Here is an 18,124-nt window from a genome sequence, read left to right on the forward strand (position 1 = left end):
GGACACCGCGCCCCGCCTTTCAAACATCCGTTTTCCAGATGTTGCCGCCGGGGCCTTCGATACGTACATGTGCCCTTGAGTGGCTGTCAGCGCTCGGGTAATGTCATTAGACCCATAGGACAGAGCACGCCCATGACTTCCAAGCTGGAACAACTCAAACAGATGACCACCGTGGTTGCCGACACCGGCGACTTCGAAGCGATCGCTCGCGTTAAACCGGTGGACGCTACCACCAACCCCTCCCTGCTGCTCAAGGCAGCGGCCATTCCCGGCTATGCCGAGTTGTTGAACGCTTGCGTCAGCGACTGCAAGGGTGATGTGGGCCTGGCCAGCGACCGTTTTGGCGTCGCGGTAGGGCAAGAGATCCTGAAAGTGATTCCGGGCCGTATTTCCACTGAAGTGGACGCGCGCCTGTCGTTCGACACTGACGCCGTATTGAAGCGTGCGCACCGTCTGATCGAGCTGTATGAAAAGGCCGGCATCGGCCGTGACCGCGTGCTGATCAAGATCGCTTCCACCTGGGAAGGCATCCGCGCTGCCGAAATCCTGGAAAAAGAAGGCATCCAGACCAACCTGACATTGCTGTTCTCGTTCGCCCAGGCGGCGGCGTGTGCCGATGCGGGTGTGTTCCTGATTTCGCCGTTCGTGGGCCGTATCTACGACTGGTACAAGAAGGCCAACGGCAACGACTACACCGGCGCGGATGATCCGGGCGTGCAGTCGGTGACGCGTATCTACAACTACTACAAGGCCAATGACTACAAGACCGTGGTCATGGGCGCGAGCTTCCGTAACCTGAATCAGATCGAGCAACTGGCCGGTTGCGACCGTCTGACCATCAGCCCGGACTTGATCGATAAACTGGCGGCGGACACTGGCAAGCTGGAGCGTAAATTGGCGCCGGGTCATACCGGTGAAGCGCGCTTGAGCCTGAATGAAGCGCAGTTCCGCTGGTTGTCCAACGAAGATGCGATGGCGACCGAGAAACTGGCGGAAGGGATTCGTCAGTTTGCCCGGGACCAGGAGAAGCTTGAGGCGCTGTTGCAGGCCAAGCTGTGATCTAGTTCAGCGCAATGCAAAAAGGGCGAACCTTGATGGGTTCGCCCTTTTTTGTGTGCGTTTGTTTGGTGCTCGCTTTGGGGATGTGGGGGCTGTCAGGCCGCCATCGCCAGCAAGCCGGCTCCTACACAGATGATGATCTTGTAGGAGCCGGCTTGCTGGCGATGAGGCCAGTGCAGGCTTCCTATCCTTTCAAAGGATCAATGACGCTCCAGCGCATTCACCAGATCATGAAACGCTTCACGATTCGAATCATTCAGCCCCATGAGGATCTTGTGCGCTTCCAGCACTTTGATCCGCACCACTTCTTCCGACTGGTCCTGGTCAGGCAAGTCGGTCAGGCACTCAGGGCACGGGATCGGGCGGTCAACGATGTTGAACACCTGCTCGAAGCCCATGGACTGCAGCAGACGGGTGATGTCTTCGTGCGTGGTGACGACGGTCGGCAGCAGGCCGACTTTCTGCCGCGACAGGATCGACAGTTTGGCCAACAGGCCAAGGGTGGTGCTGTCGATGCTGCGGGTTTCGGTCAGGTCGATCACGATCGCGTTGAAGTTCAACGCCGTGAAGATCCGCTCAATAGTCGCATCCAACGCCGAACACAGGGTCAGGCGAACTTCACCGACGAACTTCAAGACGAAGGTGCCGTCCTGCTCGGCGAACTGGATTCTACCGGTACTCATTAAAGATTCCTGCTCAACACCAACAGGGCGATATCATCCGGCATCTCCCCTAGCGTGGCCAATCCAAAAACCTGCCGCAGCCCATCCAGGGTGCCGCCCGCTGCCTTGACCCGCTGGGGCAAAGCCGCTTCTTTTTCTTTGAGTGTAGGTTCTGGCAAAAGGTCCAGAATGCCATCGGACATCAGCGTCAGGCTGAACGTCGGCGGCAGCTCCAGCACGTGATCTTCGTAGGTGGCTTCATTGAAGAGGCCCACCGGCAGACCACGCCCTTCCAGATATCGAACACTGTCTGGCGTGTACAACACAGGCAACGGTAAATGACCACCGATGCTATAGGTCAACAAACCTGTCTCCTCGTCGATGACTCCACCGACCATTGTGACGTGTTTACCCAGCTTACAACTGATCAGGCCCCGGTTGATATGACCAAGGACCTCTGAAGGCTTGAATTCCGGCAATGTGCCGTTGCGCTTGGATTCGAACAGCAAGCGCGTGGTCATGAATTTCAGCAGCACCGTGACGAAGGCTGAAGAAGCGCCATGACCGGAAACGTCCGCCAGGTAGAACGCTACCCGACGCTCGTCGACCCGAAAGTAGTCAACGAAATCACCCGACAGATACAAAGACGGGATGATCTGGTGTGCAAACTGGAACTCGTCGATGGTCCAGGGGCTGACCGGCAGCATGTTCATCTGCACCTGGCGACCGGCATTCTGGTCTTCCTGGAGCAGGTTTAGGCTGGCTTCGAGCTCGCGGTTGGCCTTTTCCAGCTTCTCACGGTAGCGCTGGTTTTCCAGCAACAGACGCGCGCGATCCAGGGCCCGGCGCACAGAGTGCTCGAGCACGGCCAGATCTTCGAGAGGCTTGATCAGGTAATCCGCCGCGCCCAGGCGCAAGGCCTCGACCGCGTCGTTCATCACGCCGGCCCCCGAAACCACAATCACTGGGGTTTGCGGTGACCGCTCGGTGACCTGGCGAATGAGTTCGAGTCCGCCCATCTGCGGCATGCGCAGATCGCAGATGACCAAGCCGGGCTTGTCTTGCTCGAATACCTGAAGACCCTGCTGGCCATTGCTGGCCTGCAAGACGCTGAAACCACTGTCTTCCAAATAGGCGGCGAGGCTCGCGCGCACTACTTCGTCATCATCGATTATCAGCAGCGTGGCACTGGTTTTTGGCATGTGGGCAAACGGCGCCAGAATTAGGTTGGCGTAGCAGGCTGGGCAATTGACCCCGCACACACTACTGGATTCGCTTTCTAGCCTCTCTGTTGCACCGCTTTCGGGCATAGACCCTACTGACAGGCACACCAGAGGTGCCCTTCTAAGGCGCAGACGGTACTCCCATCCGCGGGGCGTTTCAAGCTCACGCCGATGGTCGCTTGACGTCTTTACTTGTCAAATCACCGAGAGTTATAAGAACTGATAAAACCGTAACCCAATGGAAGGATGAAGCCCATGAGCCAAACCGAACGGGACTACAGCGAAAAGCGTGATTTCATCCGCATGCGAGTCGATGCCGATGTCGCGCTGATTCATGAAGGGGACGAGGTTGCAGCCGTCTGCATCGACCTTTCCAGCAGTGGCATGCAGGTTGAGGCACCGCGTCGGTTCAAGGTCGGCGACCGGCTCAGCGTGCGGATCGACTCCGATCATGCGGCACTAAAAGGGCTCGAAGCCGACACTGAAGTGGTCCGGGTCAAAGAACAGGACGGCGCCAGTCAGAAACTCGGCCTTACAATCTTGAAAATGAAATAACCCGGATCCAACACCAAAAAAGGCGGCCAACGGGCCGCCTTCTTCGTTTTTACCGGTCTGGATCAAAAATCGTCTTCGACCTGACCGTCTTTGACTTTGAACTCGCGGTTCTGCAAGTACGCATTGCGGATGAAGGTGTACTTGTCGCCGCTGATCAGCTTCTCGGCCGACAGCAGGCTGGCGCGGGTGTCGACGATGTTCAGGGCGAAGATCGAGTTACGTACCGGTACGTCGTTGATGTACGGGTACGGGCCGGTGTAGCCGTCGACAAACTTGGCAGGCGCATCACGCAGAGTGCTTGGGCCCAGCAACGGCAGCATCACGTACGGGCCGCTTCCTACACCCCAGTAGCCCAACGTCTGACCGAAGTCTTCGTCGCTGCGATTGAGGCCCATCTTGGTGCCCACATCGAAGAAGCCCAGCAGGCCGAAGGTGGTGTTGAAGATCAGGCGTGCGGTGTCGACGCCGGCAGCGGCCGGTTTGGCCTGCAAGATGTTGTTGGCAAGGTTGGTGACATCACCGACGTTGCGGAACATGTTGTGGATGCCGTCTTCGAGAAATTGCGGGGTCACGAACTGGTAGCCCTGAGCCAGAGGCTTCAGCGCATAGGTGTCGAGCACGTCGTTGAACTTGTAGATCGGACGGTTGATGCTTTCCCAAGGGTCCTCTTCCGTGGCTGCCTGGGCAGCGAACGGGGCCAGCAACACACTGGCGCATACACAAAACTGAGCTAGATGATTGCTCCAGCGCATAGAAAAACTCCTTGGATTGTACTGGCGCGAGCGTCTTGGCCCGGGCATTAAGCTAACTAGTATAAGACGGAAAAGTCGCTTTAGGCAGCATCGTGCGCGATGGCCTACGGATGATTCGTCATGACTGTGAGCGATTCACATCAATGTCACTCAACTGTCACCGGCGGCGCATAGCCTTGACGCTATTTCAGGGATGTTGACATGCCGCACGCCGAAACCTTGCCCCTCGCCGCCCCCAGCCTGACCGCCGTCCTGTTTGGCCTCAGCGGTTGCCTGGTGGACTTCGGCGCCCGCACGCGCCAGCACGGCGACCATTGCGCCGAGCATGCCGAAGTCACACCTGGCGCTCTGGACAGCCTGCACAGTTTGCAGCGCCAGCAGATTCCATGTGCCTGGCTCGACGAACTCCCCCCCGCATTGAGCCACTCCCTGGCCACCGCCCTGCCCGACTGGGTCAAGCCGTCGCAACACCCCGCAACAATCAATCCGTGGCCAGCACCGAATGCATGCTGGCAAGCCTTGATGGCGTTGAATGTCGGGCAACTGGATGGTTGCGTGTTGGTCAGCGGCGAACCGCGATTGCTGCAATCGGGCCTGAATGCCGGGCTGTGGACGATCGGCCTGGCGTCCTGCGGCTCGCTCTGCGGGCTGGCACCCAGTGAATGGCAAGCCTTGAGCCAAAAGGAACGGGAACACCTGCGCGGCAAGGCTACCGTGCAGTTGTTCAGCCTGGGCGTGCATTCAGTGATCGATCACCTTGGAGAACTCGACACCTGCCTGGCCGACATCAGCCTGCGTCGGCTCAAGGGTGAAAAGCCCTGATCGAGATCATGCAGGTTGCGCGCGAGTGGATTAATCTAAAGGTCAGCCATAGACCTTTGGCGCGCTGCCACGGTCTATGCCAGTGCCTATCGATAAAAGGAAGAACGCCATGCCTGCCCGCGAACTGCAACAACAGCTCAATGCCCTGCGCGAGCAATTGGAACAGAATCCTCCGCTGACCGAAGCAGAGCGCGCCGACCTGCATGCGCTGATGCAACAGATCGAACTTGAGCTTGAGCTCGAAACCAAAACCCAGGACTCCAGCCTCGCCGATGGCGTAAACCTGGCCGTCGAACGCTTTGAACTTGAGCACCCCGCCATTGCCGGCACCTTGCGCAATATTGTGCAATCCCTGGTCAGCATGGGGATCTGAACCCGCCAAATACAAAAAAGCCCCGCTAGTGATAGCGGGGCTTTTTCATAGCCTGGATTTGCAATGCAACCTCTGTAGGAGTGAGCCTGCTCGCGATGGAGGGTCAGCCGACATCGATGTATCTGACCCTCCATCGCGAGCAGGCTCACTCCTACAAGTAATCTTTACTGACGGACCAGCCGATGGTTCGGCAGTTGCACGTCTTCAGTGCTGCGATACGGATTGATGTCCAACCCGCCGCGACGCACATACCGCGCGTACACCGTCAATTTCTCCGGTTTCAGCAAGCGTTGCAGGTCGAGGAAAATCCGCTCCACGCACTGTTCATGGAAGTCCGAGTGCTGACGGAAGCTCACGATGTACTCCAGCAGACTCGCGTGATCCAGCGCCGCGCCACGGTATTCCACCACCACGCTGCCCCAGTCCGGCTGACTGGTCACCGGGCAGTTGGATTTGAGCAAATGACTGTGCACGCTCTCCTCGACGATGCGCGAATCATCACAACGCAGCAGCTCCGGACGCGGCTGCTCATAGTTGCTGACGCTGATATCCAGGTCATCGATGCACACACCCGGCAGCGCCACGACGCCTTCGGCTTCAACGTCTTTCAGGCGGCGAACCCGCACGCCGACCGGCTTGCCTGCCGCAGCGGACAGGTCGTTCACCAGCGTCGCTTCTAGGCTTGCGATATCGGCAAACGGAGTCTGATTCAGCGAGTTCAGATACAGCTTGAACGACTTGGATTCGATGATGTTCGGCGAATCCGCCGGAATGCAGAATTCGCCGATCGCCACCACGGGTTTACCGGACGGCAACAGCCACGACAGCTCGAAGCAGTTCCAGAAATCCACGCCTTTATACGGCAGGGTTTCAGCCGTCAGCCCCAACTCGGCCCATTTCGCGGTGCGCGGGATAGGAAACAGCAAGGACGGCGTGTAAGTGGCGATGTATTCGCTGGATTTACCCAGCGGCGAGTGTTCGGCTGCGGGATGCATGGCGGAAACCTGACTGAAGAATCAGCGGATTCTACCAGCCTTTGCTCGCGCCTTAGAGTGCTTACTGACTGACAGTCAATTTACCGACCATGCCAGCCTGATAGTGGCCTGGAATATTGCAGGCAAATTCAAGGTTGGTGGCCTTGGTGAAGGTCCAGGTCAGTTCGGCGGTTTTGCCCGGCTCGACCAGCACGCTATTGGGGTCATCGTGCTTCATACCATGATCCATTCCCGCCATCGCGCCGTGGTCCATTTCTTTCATCCCTGTAGGCGTAAGCATGCCGCTCTGCTGCATCTTCATCATTTCCTGCTGATGTTTTGCATGCATCGCCGCGTCACCGAGGTTGAATTCGTGCAGCAACTGGCCTTTATTCACCAGCACAAAGCGAACCGTCTCACCGGCCTTGATATCGATGGCCTTCGGGGTGAACGACATGTCGCCCATCACCACTTCAACGCTGCGGGTCGCCTTGGCAGCCGGGGCCGGCTGCCCGAAGTCGTAGGTGTGCGCCGGCGATGCCCACACCGGCGAACTCAGCACCAGCAGGCACGCAGCCAGCACCAGGGGTTTGCGCAAAAACATAGTCGTACTCCAACAAGATAAAGTTCAGCCTGTGGAAAACACTAAACTGCTGCCACTGCCCGTAACCTGACAGCCAGATTACAACTTTGTCAGGTTGGCCTGCACAACCGCTGCCCACGGTATAAAGCGTTCGTTCCATTTGCCTCGAGTCGCCCATGAAACTGCTGATCGTCGAAGACCAACCGAAAACCGGCCATTACCTGCGTCAGGGTCTGACCGAAGCCGGGTTCAACACCGAACTGGTGGCCGACGGCGGCACTGGCCAGCAATTGGCCCTGAGCGGTGACTACGCGCTGTTGATCCTCGATGTGATGTTGCCCGGTCGCGACGGCTGGCAAATCCTCCAGGCAGTGCGCAGCGCGGGCCTCGACACGCCGGTCCTGTTTCTGACAGCGCGAGACGCGGTGGAAGACAGGGTTCACGGCCTCGAACTGGGCGCCGACGATTATCTGGTCAAGCCGTTTGCCTTCTCCGAACTGTTGGCCCGGGTTCGCAGCCTGTTGCGTCGCGGCAGCACCACGCCACAGGAAACCAGCCTGCAACTGGCCGATTTGCGCCTGGATCTGATCCGCCGTCGCGTCGAACGCAGTGGCCAGCGCATCGACCTGACCGCCAAGGAATTCGCCCTGCTCGAAATGCTCCTGCGCCGTCAGGGCGAAGTGCTGCCCAAATCCCTGATCGCTTCCCAGGTCTGGGACATGAATTTCGACAGCGACACCAACGTCATCGAAGTCGCCATCCGCCGTTTGCGCCTGAAAATCGACGACGAGTTTCCGAACAAGTTGATCCATACCGTGCGCGGCATGGGTTATGTCCTCGAAGAGCGCCCGGCCTGATGCGCCGACTTTCATTGAGCAGCCGTCTGGCGCTGCTGTTTGCAGCTTGCACCGCCGTGGTTTCGTTGTTCGCGGGCGTGCTGTTCAGTCGAGCCAGCGAGGCGCACTTCGTTGAACTGGACCAGCAATTGCTGGACGGCAAGCTCATTGGCTTGCGCCGAGCGCTTCACGATCTTCAGTCCAGTGAAAGCGAAGTCAGACTGGCGGATGAATTGAACCGTCAGGCTGATTTGTCCCTGCGCATTTCCGGCAGCGACGGCAAGCGTTGGTACGACAGCGCCGCGAGCCTGCCCGATAAACTTCCGCAGAGGCCGGGTTTGTCGACCATGAACGACAACGGCACCGACTACCGCGTCCTCAATGCGCCGTTGTTTGTCGACAAGCCTGACTCACCGCAATTGACCCTGCTGTTGGACATCACCCACCACCAGCACTTTCTGCAGCGCATGCAGCACTTGATCTGGCTGACCGTCGGTTTGTCGGCCCTGGCCACTGCACTGCTCGGCGCCTGGGCGGCCCGCAGCGGGCTGCGTCCGTTACGGCGCATGAGTGCAATCGCCAGTGGCGTTTCCGCGCAGTCGCTGAATGCCCGACTGCCCGAAGAGAACATGCCCCCCGAACTTGCGGAAATGGCCCACAACTTCAACGCCATGCTCGGACGCCTCGACGACTCTTTTCAGCGGCTCTCGGCGTTTTCTGCCGACATTGCCCATGAACTGCGCACCCCCCTGTCAAATTTGCTGACCCACACCCAGGTCACCCTCACCCGCCCACGCCCCCTTGAGGATTACCGCGAAGCACTGCACAGCAACCTCGAAGAACTGCAATGGATGGCGCAACTGGTCAACGACATGTTGTACCTGGCCAAGGCTGATCACGGGTTGCTGATGCCCAAACGTGAACCCCTGGAATTGGCGGAAGAAGCGGATGTGTTGCTGGAGTTTTTTGCGCCATTGGCCGAAGACGCCCAGGTGACGTTGAGCCGCGAAGGCAACGCGCGCCTGGAGGGAGACCGGAGCATGTTGCGTCGGGCACTTTCGAATTTGCTGGATAACGCGCTGCGATTCACGCCGGCCGAGGGTGAGGTTCGGGTGCAGATTATCGAGCGGCCTGAAGGTTTGAGTCTGACGGTCGAGAACAGCGGCGAAGGCATTGACGGGGCATTACTGCCGCGTTTGTTTGATCGCTTCTACCGCGCAGATCCGGCGCGTCAGGAAGGCAGCAGTGAACATGCGGGGTTGGGGTTGGCGATTACCCAGTCGATCATTCGGGCCCATGGCGGGCAGATTCGTTGCGAATCGGAGAATGGGTGGACGCGGTTTGTGATTGAGTTGCCGAAGGGGGATTGAAGCCGGCAGGTCCGGCCCCTTCGCGGGCAAGCCTCGCTCCTACAGGTTTTATTGCGTCGATACAAAACCTGTAGGAGCGAGCGGTGCGGCGACCCGACTTACCCGCGAAAGCGGTGTAACGACCTACGAATACCGCAACGCGTGAGCCGGCTCGATCTTCGCCGCCCGCCATGCCGGGTAAACCGTCGCAAGGAAGCTCAACACAAACCCCGCAGAGCAAATCAGCAACACATCCCCGCCCTGCAGTTCCGAAGGCAGGTTGCTGACGAAATACACGTCAGAACTGAAGATATGCTGCCCGCTGACCCGCTCCATCCAGCCCACCAGCTCACTGACGTTCAGCGCGGCAATCACGCCGAGCACGCCACCGATCAAGGTGCCGACCACGCCGATCACCGTGCCCTGGACCATGAAGATCGCCATGATCTGTCGTGGCGTGGCACCGATGGTACGCAGGATCGCAATGTCCGCGCCCTTGTCGTTCACCACCATGATCAAGGTCGCGATGATGTTGAACGCTGCCACCGCAACGATCATCAGCAACAGCAGGCCGATCATGGTTTTTTCCATCTTCATCGCGCTGAACAGACTGCCCTGGGTGTGAGTCCAGTCGTCAGCCTTGTACGCCGTGCCCAAGCCGCCAGCGATATCGCTGGAGACCTTCGGCGCCGCGTACAAATCCTTCACCGCCAGACGCACGCTCTGCACCTGATTCGGTTCCCAATGCTGCATCTGCGCGGCATCCGCAACGTGGATCAGCGCCATCGAGCCGTCCAGCTCTGCGCCAACCTTGAACACGCCCACCACGTTCAGCCGCTGCATGCGCGGGGTGATCCCGCCCGGTGCGGTGCTGACTTCCGGCACGATCAGGGTGATCTTGTCGCCAACATTCAAACGGAAACGTCGTGCGGTGATCTCACCGATCACCACACCGAACTCGCCCGGCTTCAAGGCATCGAGACGCCCCTGGACGATGTGCTGGGCAACGATCGAGACCTTGCCTTCCAGCGCCGGATCGACGCCACTGACCTGGATCGGCTGCATCGTGCCTTTATAGGAAAGCATGCCTTCCATCTCGGTGAACGGCACGGCGGCGGTCACTTCCGGGTTTTTCATCGCGGCGTCGGCCACCGGCTGCCAATCGTCGATCGGGTTCACGCCGACGATGGTCGCGTGAGGCACCATGCCGAGGATGCGCGAGCTCATTTCGCGCTGGAAGCCGTTCATCACCGACAACACCACGATCATCGCCAGCACACCGAGGGCGAGGCCGATCATCGAGGTCATCGAGATGAACGAAACAAAGCGATTGCGGCGCTTGGCGCGGGTATAGCGCGTGCCGATAAAGATCGATAACGGTCTGAACATTCGCTGGGGCACCGTATAAAAACAAAAAGACCCGACGTCTTTTCAGACATCGGGTTTCGGCCAATCAGATAGGCGTCAGGCAACCTTCCTGCAAATGCAGGACGCGATCCATCTGGCGAGCCAGGTTCATGTCGTGAGTCACCACCAGGAACGCCGTGCGCATCGAGGTGCTGAGCTCCAGCATCAAATCCTGAATACCCTGGGCGGTGTGGGAGTCGAGGTTGCCGGTCGGCTCGTCGAGCATCACCAGCCCTGGCTTGTTCACCAGCGCGCGGGCGATGGCCACGCGTTGACGTTCGCCACCGGACAATTCTGCCGGTTTGTGTTCCAGGCGATGGCCCAGCCCTACCCGCTCCAGCAACGCCGTCGCACGCTGACGCGCTTCCGGGATCGCGGTCTTGCCGATCAGCAACGGCATGCAGACGTTTTCCAGCGCGGTGAATTCCGGCAGCAAATGGTGGAACTGGTATACGAAACCCAGCGACCGATTGCGCAACAGGCCGCGATTCTTCTCGCTGAGTGCCGACAGCTCTTCGCCGTCGAGCCAGACGCTGCCCTTGGTCGGCGTATCGAGACCGCCCAGCAGGTTGAGCAAAGTACTTTTGCCCGAACCCGAGGTGCCGACAATCGCCACGCGCTCACCCGGATGCAGCTCCAGTTGCAGACCGGCCAACACTTCTACCGACTCCGGGCCTTCCTCGTAGGATTTGCCCAGGTTGCGGCAGCTCAAGATTGCTTTATCACTCATGCCCGACTCACTCATAACGTAGCGCCTCCGCAGGCTGGGTGCGCGCGGCACGCCAGGCTGGATACAGGGTGGCGAGGAAACTCAGGACCAACGCGGCGGCGCAGACCATCAACACATCCTGGCTCTGCACTTGCGACGGCAGGTAATCGATGAAGTACACGTCGGCGTTGAGGAACTTGTGTCCGATCAGGCCTTCGAGCACCGAGATCGCGGCGCTGACGTTCAGCGCGGCGAAGATCCCGACCACGGCGCCGATCAGCGTACCGACCACACCGATGACCGTGCCCTGCACCATGAAGATCGCCATGATCGAACCCGGCGTGGCGCCGAGGGTACGCAGAATGGCGATGTCGCCCTTCTTGTCGTTCACCACCATCACCAACGTGGAAATGATGTTGAACGCGGCCACGGCAACGATCAGCAGCAACAGCAGACCGATCATGGCTTTTTCCATGCGGATCGCCTGATACAGATTGCCGTGGGTGCGGGTCCAGTCGCGGGCGTAGAAATGGTCTTCACCGAGCTGTTGGGCGATGTTCCACGCGGTGCGTGGCGCCTGGAACAGGTCGTCGAACTTCAGGCGGATGCCCTGCACCTGATCCGGTTTCCAGCGGTGCAATCTGGCCAGATCCTGCAGGTTGGTGACGCCCAGGTAACCGTCGATTTCACCGGCGCCGACATGGAAGATGCCGACCACGGTAAAGCGTTTCATGCGAGGGAACATGCCGGCTGGGGTCACGGTGACTTCCGGCGCAACGAAGGTCAGCTTGTCGCCAATGGCCGCGCCGAGCTTGGCGGCCGCCTTGTCGCCGATGACGATGCCAAAACTGCCGGGCGCGAGGTCGTCGAGTTTGCCCTGCAGCATGAACTTGTCAATGATCGACACTTGGCGTTCCAACGCGGGGTCGATGGCATTGAGCAGCACCTTGGAGACCTTGCCGTTGTTGGTCAGCAACCCCTGCATCTGGGTAAACGGCGCCACGGCCGTCACTTGCGGGTTCTGCTTGACCTTGGCGGCGAGGCCCTGCCAGTCGCTGATCGGCTCACCGGACTCGATGGTCGCGTGGGGCACCATGCCCAACACGCGCGTGCGCATCTCATGATCGAAGCCGTTCATGACCGACAGCACGACGATCATCACGATCACGCCGAGGGCAAGACCGATCATCGAAGTCAGGGAAATGAACGACACAAAATGATTGCGACGCTTTGCACGGGTATAACGCGTGCCAATAAATACGAAGAGAGGTCTGAACATGTCGGGGCTTGTTCGGAGGGAAAAGGAACGTCCTTGTGGCGGGGGTCGATAACCAGCTTTACACTCAGACCACCGCCGCTACCATGGGTTCGCCATGTCGACATTAGATGAAGAAGATCGCCGCGAATACTACCGTATCGAGGACACGATCGCACTGGAAATTCGGCCCCTGTCCGCTCCCGAAGCCGCAGGCCAGGAAGTGTTGCAGGATGCTTCCCCACTCTTCAACCTGCTCAGCGAATTGCACCTGAGCGAATTCGAGTCGCAACACCTGCTGCGCCAGATCAGTGAACGCGACCGCACCCTCGCGGCGTTCCTGAAATCCCAGAACAAACGCATCGATCTGCTCAGCCAGGTGATCGCCATCACCGTGCTCGGACAGATTGGCGAGCCGCAGCCAGTGATCATCTCGGAAGGCGGCATCGACTTCCAGTATCCGACCGCTATCGCTGAAGGCACTCACTTGTCGGTGAAACTGGTGTTGATGCCACAAGCCCTCGGCCTGTTGCTTCGGGCGCGCGTCACCCATTGCGACCGCAAGGGCGACGGCTTCGACATCGGCACCGAGTTCGAACGCCCGACCGATGCCCAGCGCCAACTGCTGGCCCGTTACATTCTGCAAAAGCAGGCCCAGGAACGACGCCTGGCCCGCGAAAACGAATCAGGCCTTTAAATTTTTTTTAAGGAAGAACCGTGACCCTCATCTACGGCCATCGCGGCGCCAAGGGCGAAGCACCGGAAAACACGCTGAACAGCTTTCAGCAATGCCTCAAGCACGGCGTGCGCCGTTGCGAACTGGACCTGCACCTGTCCATGGACGGCGAGCTGATGGTCATCCACGACCCGACGCTCAAGCGCACTACCGACCGACGCGGCAAGGTGGTCGAGCACACGGCCGCCGAGCTGGTGACCTACGACGCGCGCAAGGGCGGACCGGGCTGGATCAAGCCGTGCCCTATTCCTACGCTGGAAGAGCTGTTCGAGAAATGCGATTTCGAGCACTGGCAACTGGAAGTCAAAAGCGCTTCACGCACCCGCGCCGCGACCACCGTTCTGGCGATTCGTGAAATGGCCGTGCGTCATGGCCTGCTCGACAAGGTGACCATCACTTCAAGCTCGCGCGAAGTACTGAAAGCCGCGCTGGACCTGGTGCCGGACGTGTCCCGCGGATTGGTAGCCGAGTACGCCTGGCTCGACCCATTGAAGGTCGCGGCAAGCTATGGCTGTGAGATTCTGGCGCTGAACTGGACCCTGTGTACGCCGGAGCGCCTGGAGAAGGCACAGCGACAGGGGTTGCATGTGTCGGTGTGGACAGTCAACGAGCCCGCGCTGATGCGCAGACTCGCCGACTTCGGCGTTGACAGCCTGATTACAGACTTTCCCGGTTTGGCCACCGCCACGCTCGAGAATTGCTGAAATCGGTCTCCCCGGCCGGCTCAGGCCACCGGCCGGAGCCGCTCAAAAAAGCCGGTTGAGGCCATCGTACGCCGCTACCCGATAGGCTTCGGCCATGGTCGGGTAGTTGAACGTGGTGTTGACGAAGTACTTCAGCGTGTTCAGTTCGCCCGGCTGGTTCATGATCGCCTGACCGATGTGCACGATCTCCGACGCCTGATAACCGAAGCAGTGCACGCCCAGCACTTCCAGCGTTTCGCGGTGGAACAGGATCTTCAGCATGCCCTGAGGCTCGCCGGCGATCTGCGCACGCGCCATCCCCTTGAAGAACGCCTTGCCCACTTCGTACGGCACTTTGGCCTGAGTCAGCTCCTGCTCGTTCTTGCCGATCGAGCTGATCTCCGGAATGGTGTAGATGCCGGTCGGTACGTCGTTGACGAAGCGCCAGCTGCCGTTGTCGACGATGCTGCCAGCGGCCGAACGGCCCTGGTCGTGCGCGGCACTGGCCAGGCTCGGCCAGCCGATCACGTCACCGGCGCCGTAAATGTTCGGCACGCAGGTGCGGTAGGCTTCGTCGACTTCGATCTGGCCACGGCTGTTGACCTTGACGCCGATGTTTTCCAGACCCAACTGATCGGTGTTGCCGGTACGACCGTTGCACCAGAGCAAGGCGTCGGCCTTGATCTTCTTGCCGGACTTGAGGTGCAGGATCACGCCGTTGTCCACGCCTTCGACGCGGTCGTAGTCTTCGTTGTGGCGAACCGTGATGTTGTTGTTGCTGAAGTGGTAGCTCAGCGCCTGGGAGATTTCCGAGTCGAGGAAGCTCAACAACTGACCGCGGTTGTCTACCAGCTCAACCAGTACACCCAGACCACTGAAGATCGACGCGTATTCGCAACCGATCACGCCGGCGCCGTAAACGATGAGTTTGCGCGGGGTGTGGCCGAGGCTGAGGATGGTGTCGCTATCGTAGATACGCGGGTGATGGAAATCGATGTCCGCCGGGCGATAAGGACGCGAGCCGGTGGCGATGATGATGTGCTTGGCCACCAGTTTTTCAACTACACCGTTGGCGCAGACCACTTCGATGGTTTGCTCGTCGGCGAAGCTGCCGGTGCCGAAGAACACGTCGACGCGGTTACGGGCGTAGTAGCCGGTGCGCGAAGCGACTTGTTTGGAAATGACTTTCTCGGCGCTTTTCAGTACGTCCGGAAACGAGAACCAGCGCGGCTCACCAATGGCCCGGAACATCGGGTTGGTGTTGAACTGCATGATCTGCCGGACGGAGTGACGCAGTGCCTTGGACGGGATGGTGCCCAGGTGGGTGCAGTTGCCGCCAACCTGGCGACGACTATCGACCATCGCCACCTTGCGCCCTGCTTTGGCGGCGTTCATTGCCGCGCCTTCTCCCGCCGGGCCGGAACCCAGCACCACCACGTCGTAGTTGTAGACAGCCATGCATACTCCTCAGAACAGGCCGCGGCGCTCTCGGCACCTGCGGCTAAATCACGCCGATCTGCGGCGTGAAGGAACAATTTGGGGCCAGTGCAGAACCCGGACACAGTCTATAGAAGCGTCAACGCCGCGCACATTAACCCTTGGTCGCGTCGTAGGCTACTTTTGCCTGCACTACAACGCCAGTTTTCAATGCGCGAATCACCGTAATCATTCAGTTTTGCCGCCACTGAGGCGTTCAAAAGCCTGATTGGTCCGTATGACGAAACCTGTATCGGCACGAATCACAAAGAATGCACCAATGTTGTGGTTTTCGGCATAGTCCCAACCCCGTTCAGGACCGAGAATCAGCAACAGCGTCGATAGGCCATCGGCCATCAACGCTGAAGGATGAATGACCGTGACTGACGCCAGGGTGTGTGAGACGGGCGCACCGGTGTGAGCATCGAACGTGTGGGAATAACGCCGACCGTCCTGCAGAAAATAGTTGCGATAGTCGCCGGAAGTGGACACGCCGAAGCCGTCGACTGCGATGACGCGTTCTGCGACTTGCTGATCGTCTCGGGGTTGTTCAAGGGCGATGCGCCACGGTGAGCCATCAAGTTTCTTGCCAGCAGCCTTGAGCTCTCCGGTGGCTTCGGCGAGGTAGTTGTGGATGCCCATCGCGTCGAGTTTTGCGGCAATCGTATCGACGGCGTAGCCGGCGGCGATGCTGTTGAAGTCGACTTCAACGGCAGCGTCCTTGCACAACTGATCGCCTTCGATGCGCAGATGCTGATAACCGACTCGCTGCCGCACCTCGGCAAGCGCTGGGGCATTGGGCACTTTTTCTTCACGCGCCTGAGGGCCGAATCCCCAGAGATTGAGCAGTGGCTCCACGGTCAGGTCGTAGGATCCTTCGCTTTGCTCCGACAGTTGTTCACCAACGCGGATCAATTTGAGGATGGACGCGGGCATTTTCTGACAGCGATTGGCGGGCAGATCGTTGAAGCGTTCGATGTCCGAATCGCTGCGATAGGTAGACATTTGCTTGTCGACCTCGGCGAGGATCTTCTCCACCTCGCTGCGCACCTGTGCGGGCGCGGGCAGATTGGCGTGGCGCACGTATTTGATTGAATAAGTGCTGCCCATAGTCGGGCCGCCGATGCTTTCCATGGAATCGCCATTGCCGCAGCCAGCCAAAACACCAGCCAGCGTCACAACTACCTTCCAACGTCCAGTTAACAAATCTTCATCTCCCAGTAAAAGCACGCCAGCCATTATGGGACACACGCGAAACGCTTTCTTACAAGATTTAAAAAGTGAGTATCCAGACATGTCCTCCACGACCGGCAAAGGCAAAGCGATTTTTCGCGTTGTCAGCGGCAACTTTCTCGAGATGTTCGACTTCATGGTCTATGGCTTTTACGCCACAGCCATCGCCAAAACCTTCTTCCCCGCCGACAGCGCTTTCGCTTCTCTGATGCTGTCGCTGGCCACCTTCGGTGCCGGCTTCCTGATGCGCCCGTTGGGGGCGATTTTCCTCGGTGCCTACATCGACCGTCATGGCCGCCGCAAAGGCCTGATCATCACCCTCGCGATGATGGCGGCCGGCACGGTGTTGATTGCCTGCGTGCCGGGTTACGCCACGCTGGGCGTGGCCGCGCCGCTGATCGTGCTGTTCGGCCGACTGCTGCAAGGTTTCTCTGCCGGCGTGGAACTGGGCGGTGTATCGGTCTATCTCGCGGAGATTTCCACACCGGGGCGCAAAGGATTCTTCGTCAGTTGGCAGTCTGCCAGCCAGCAAGCAGCGGTGGTGTTTGCCGGCCTGCTGGGGGTGGGTTTGAACCACTGGCTCAGCCCGGAACAAATGGGTGAATGGGGATGGCGCGTGCCGTTCCTGATCGGCTGCATGATCGTGCCGGTGATCTTCGTGATTCGCCGTTCGCTGGAAGAAACGCCTGAGTTCCAGGCACGAAAACATCGCCCTACCCTGCGGGAAATCATCCACTCGATCGGTCAGAACTTTGGCATTGTCATCGCCGGCATGGCGCTGGTGGTGATGACGACGGTGTCGTTCTACCTGATCACCGCCTACACCCCGACCTTCGGCAAGGCCGAACTGCACCTGTCGGATCTGGATGCGCTGCTGGTGACAGTCTGTATCGGCCTGTCGAACTTTTTCTGGCTGCCGGTGATGGGTGCTGTGTCCGACAAGATCGGGCGAAAACCCCTGCTTCTCGCGGCGACCATTCTGGCAATTCTCACCGCTTACCCGGCCCTGTCGTGGCTGGTGGCAAACCCGAGCTTCAGCCATTTGCTGATCGTCGAGTTGTGGTTATCGTTCCTGTATGGCTCGTACAACGGCGCCATGGTCGTGGCGCTGACCGAGATCATGCCGGTGGAAGTTCGTACGACCGGTTTCTCTCTGGCCTACAGCCTGGCAACGGCAACCTTCGGCGGGTTTACGCCGGCAGCCTGTACGTACTTGATTCATGTGCTGGATAACAAGGCTGCGCCGGGGATCTGGCTCAGCGGCGCGGCAGTGCTGGGGTTGATTGCGACGCTGGTGTTGTTCCGTGGTAATCGGCATGAGTTGCGGACGGCGCAGGCGGCGGTGGTTGGCGGCGCCTGACAGACCGCTTTCGCTAGCAGGCTAGCTCCCACATTGGGCCTGTGTCGTTCACAAGCCCCCTGTGGGAGCTAGCCTGC

The 18,124-nt window shown here is 59.4% G+C and carries 19 protein-coding genes; 9 read left to right on the plus strand and 10 right to left on the minus strand.

Features of this window, described 5'->3' with window-relative positions; all coding sequences use genetic code 11:
* The first annotated feature begins 132 nt into the window (after positions 1–132).
* Positions 133–1,059: a transaldolase gene (tal, locus tag ACYZUC_RS10200; RefSeq protein WP_008028427.1), complete on the plus strand. Its 927-nt coding sequence runs from the start codon at positions 133–135 to the stop codon at positions 1,057–1,059.
* A 200-nt stretch (positions 1,060–1,259) separates the two neighbouring features.
* On the opposite strand, the gene rssC is transcribed toward tal, so the two are convergent.
* Positions 1,260–1,742, minus strand: a complete 483-nt coding sequence (gene rssC, locus ACYZUC_RS10205) for an anti-sigma factor antagonist RssC (protein WP_007935262.1) — start codon at positions 1,740–1,742, stop codon at positions 1,260–1,262.
* Positions 1,742–2,923: a two-component system response regulator RssB gene (gene rssB / locus ACYZUC_RS10210; protein WP_032828718.1), complete on the minus strand. Its 1,182-nt coding sequence runs from the start codon at positions 2,921–2,923 to the stop codon at positions 1,742–1,744. The genes rssC and rssB overlap by 1 nt, the downstream gene beginning before the upstream one ends.
* Before the next feature lie 276 nt (positions 2,924–3,199).
* Here rssB and ACYZUC_RS10215 point away from each other — a divergent pair, with 276 nt between their 5' ends.
* Entirely contained in the window at positions 3,200–3,499 is a 300-nt protein-coding gene (locus tag ACYZUC_RS10215) for a PilZ domain-containing protein (RefSeq protein WP_008037695.1), read from the plus strand.
* Between the two features lie 62 nt (positions 3,500–3,561).
* On the opposite strand, the gene ACYZUC_RS10220 is transcribed toward ACYZUC_RS10215, so the two are convergent.
* Positions 3,562–4,251: an MlaA family lipoprotein gene (locus ACYZUC_RS10220; RefSeq protein WP_461995481.1), complete on the minus strand. Its 690-nt coding sequence runs from the start codon at positions 4,249–4,251 to the stop codon at positions 3,562–3,564.
* A 201-nt stretch (positions 4,252–4,452) separates the two neighbouring features.
* Between ACYZUC_RS10220 and ACYZUC_RS10225 the strand changes: the two genes are divergently transcribed.
* Both ACYZUC_RS10225 and ACYZUC_RS10230 read left to right on the plus strand, forming a co-directional pair.
* Positions 4,453–5,073 (plus strand): HAD family phosphatase, encoded by a 621-nt coding sequence (locus ACYZUC_RS10225; protein ID WP_461995483.1) that lies wholly within the window; start codon positions 4,453–4,455, stop codon positions 5,071–5,073.
* A gap of 109 nt (positions 5,074–5,182) precedes the next feature.
* Positions 5,183–5,446, plus strand: coding sequence for a DUF4404 family protein (locus tag ACYZUC_RS10230; protein WP_008028435.1), 264 nt, complete (start codon positions 5,183–5,185; stop codon positions 5,444–5,446).
* A 164-nt stretch (positions 5,447–5,610) separates the two neighbouring features.
* On the opposite strand, the gene queF is transcribed toward ACYZUC_RS10230, so the two are convergent.
* Entirely contained in the window at positions 5,611–6,441 is an 831-nt protein-coding gene (gene queF / locus ACYZUC_RS10235; RefSeq protein WP_461995485.1) for an NADPH-dependent 7-cyano-7-deazaguanine reductase QueF, read from the minus strand.
* Between the two features lie 61 nt (positions 6,442–6,502).
* The gene (copI, locus tag ACYZUC_RS10240; RefSeq protein ID WP_223452202.1) at positions 6,503–7,024 is read right to left on the minus strand and encodes a copper-resistant cuproprotein CopI; all 522 of its coding nucleotides are present in this window, start codon (positions 7,022–7,024) and stop codon (positions 6,503–6,505) included.
* 155 nt (positions 7,025–7,179) lie between these two features.
* On the opposite strand from copI, the gene ACYZUC_RS10245 reads away from it, so the two are divergent.
* Together ACYZUC_RS10245 and ACYZUC_RS10250 are read left to right on the plus strand one after the other, a co-directional pair.
* Positions 7,180–7,860 carry a heavy metal response regulator transcription factor gene (locus ACYZUC_RS10245; RefSeq protein WP_461995488.1) on the plus strand — a complete coding sequence of 227 codons (681 nt, stop codon included), beginning with the start codon at positions 7,180–7,182 and terminating at the stop codon, positions 7,858–7,860.
* Entirely contained in the window at positions 7,860–9,209 is a 1,350-nt protein-coding gene (locus ACYZUC_RS10250; protein ID WP_461995490.1) for a heavy metal sensor histidine kinase, read from the plus strand. Before ACYZUC_RS10245 ends, ACYZUC_RS10250 begins: the two co-directional genes overlap by 1 nt.
* A 123-nt stretch (positions 9,210–9,332) precedes the next feature.
* Here the strand turns inward: ACYZUC_RS10250 and ACYZUC_RS10255 are convergent, their stop codons facing one another.
* The 3 genes from ACYZUC_RS10255 to ACYZUC_RS10265 form a co-directional block, all read right to left on the minus strand.
* Positions 9,333–10,577: a lipoprotein-releasing ABC transporter permease subunit gene (locus ACYZUC_RS10255; RefSeq protein WP_461995492.1), complete on the minus strand. Its 1,245-nt coding sequence runs from the start codon at positions 10,575–10,577 to the stop codon at positions 9,333–9,335.
* Between the two features lie 64 nt (positions 10,578–10,641).
* On the minus strand, positions 10,642–11,325 hold the full coding sequence (gene lolD / locus ACYZUC_RS10260) for a lipoprotein-releasing ABC transporter ATP-binding protein LolD (protein WP_167362922.1): 684 nt from the start codon (positions 11,323–11,325) through the stop codon (positions 10,642–10,644).
* 7 nt (positions 11,326–11,332) lie between these two features.
* A complete protein-coding gene (locus tag ACYZUC_RS10265; RefSeq protein ID WP_461995495.1) occupies positions 11,333–12,583 on the minus strand; it encodes a lipoprotein-releasing ABC transporter permease subunit in 1,251 nt (416 codons plus the stop codon).
* 94 nt (positions 12,584–12,677) lie between these two features.
* Here ACYZUC_RS10265 and ACYZUC_RS10270 point away from each other — a divergent pair, with 94 nt between their 5' ends.
* Both ACYZUC_RS10270 and ACYZUC_RS10275 read left to right on the plus strand, forming a co-directional pair.
* Positions 12,678–13,256 carry a PilZ domain-containing protein gene (locus tag ACYZUC_RS10270; RefSeq protein ID WP_461995497.1) on the plus strand — a complete coding sequence of 193 codons (579 nt, stop codon included), beginning with the start codon at positions 12,678–12,680 and terminating at the stop codon, positions 13,254–13,256.
* A 20-nt stretch (positions 13,257–13,276) separates the two neighbouring features.
* A complete protein-coding gene (locus tag ACYZUC_RS10275) occupies positions 13,277–13,999 on the plus strand; it encodes a glycerophosphodiester phosphodiesterase (protein ID WP_008028453.1) in 723 nt (240 codons plus the stop codon).
* A 42-nt stretch (positions 14,000–14,041) separates the two neighbouring features.
* Here ACYZUC_RS10275 and sthA read toward each other — a convergent pair whose 3' ends face one another.
* The gene (gene sthA / locus ACYZUC_RS10280; RefSeq protein WP_008028455.1) at positions 14,042–15,436 is read right to left on the minus strand and encodes a Si-specific NAD(P)(+) transhydrogenase; all 1,395 of its coding nucleotides are present in this window, start codon (positions 15,434–15,436) and stop codon (positions 14,042–14,044) included.
* Positions 15,437–15,643: 207 nt separating this feature from the next.
* The gene (locus tag ACYZUC_RS10285; protein WP_461996695.1) at positions 15,644–16,693 is read right to left on the minus strand and encodes an FAD:protein FMN transferase; all 1,050 of its coding nucleotides are present in this window, start codon (positions 16,691–16,693) and stop codon (positions 15,644–15,646) included.
* Between the two features lie 55 nt (positions 16,694–16,748).
* On the opposite strand from ACYZUC_RS10285, the gene tcuC reads away from it, so the two are divergent.
* The gene (tcuC, locus tag ACYZUC_RS10290) at positions 16,749–18,047 is read left to right on the plus strand and encodes a tricarballylate/proton symporter TcuC (protein ID WP_461995499.1); all 1,299 of its coding nucleotides are present in this window, start codon (positions 16,749–16,751) and stop codon (positions 18,045–18,047) included.
* Positions 18,048–18,124: the final 77 nt, after the last annotated feature.

The sequence above is a fragment of the Pseudomonas sp. GT1P32 genome, from assembly GCF_054897805.1.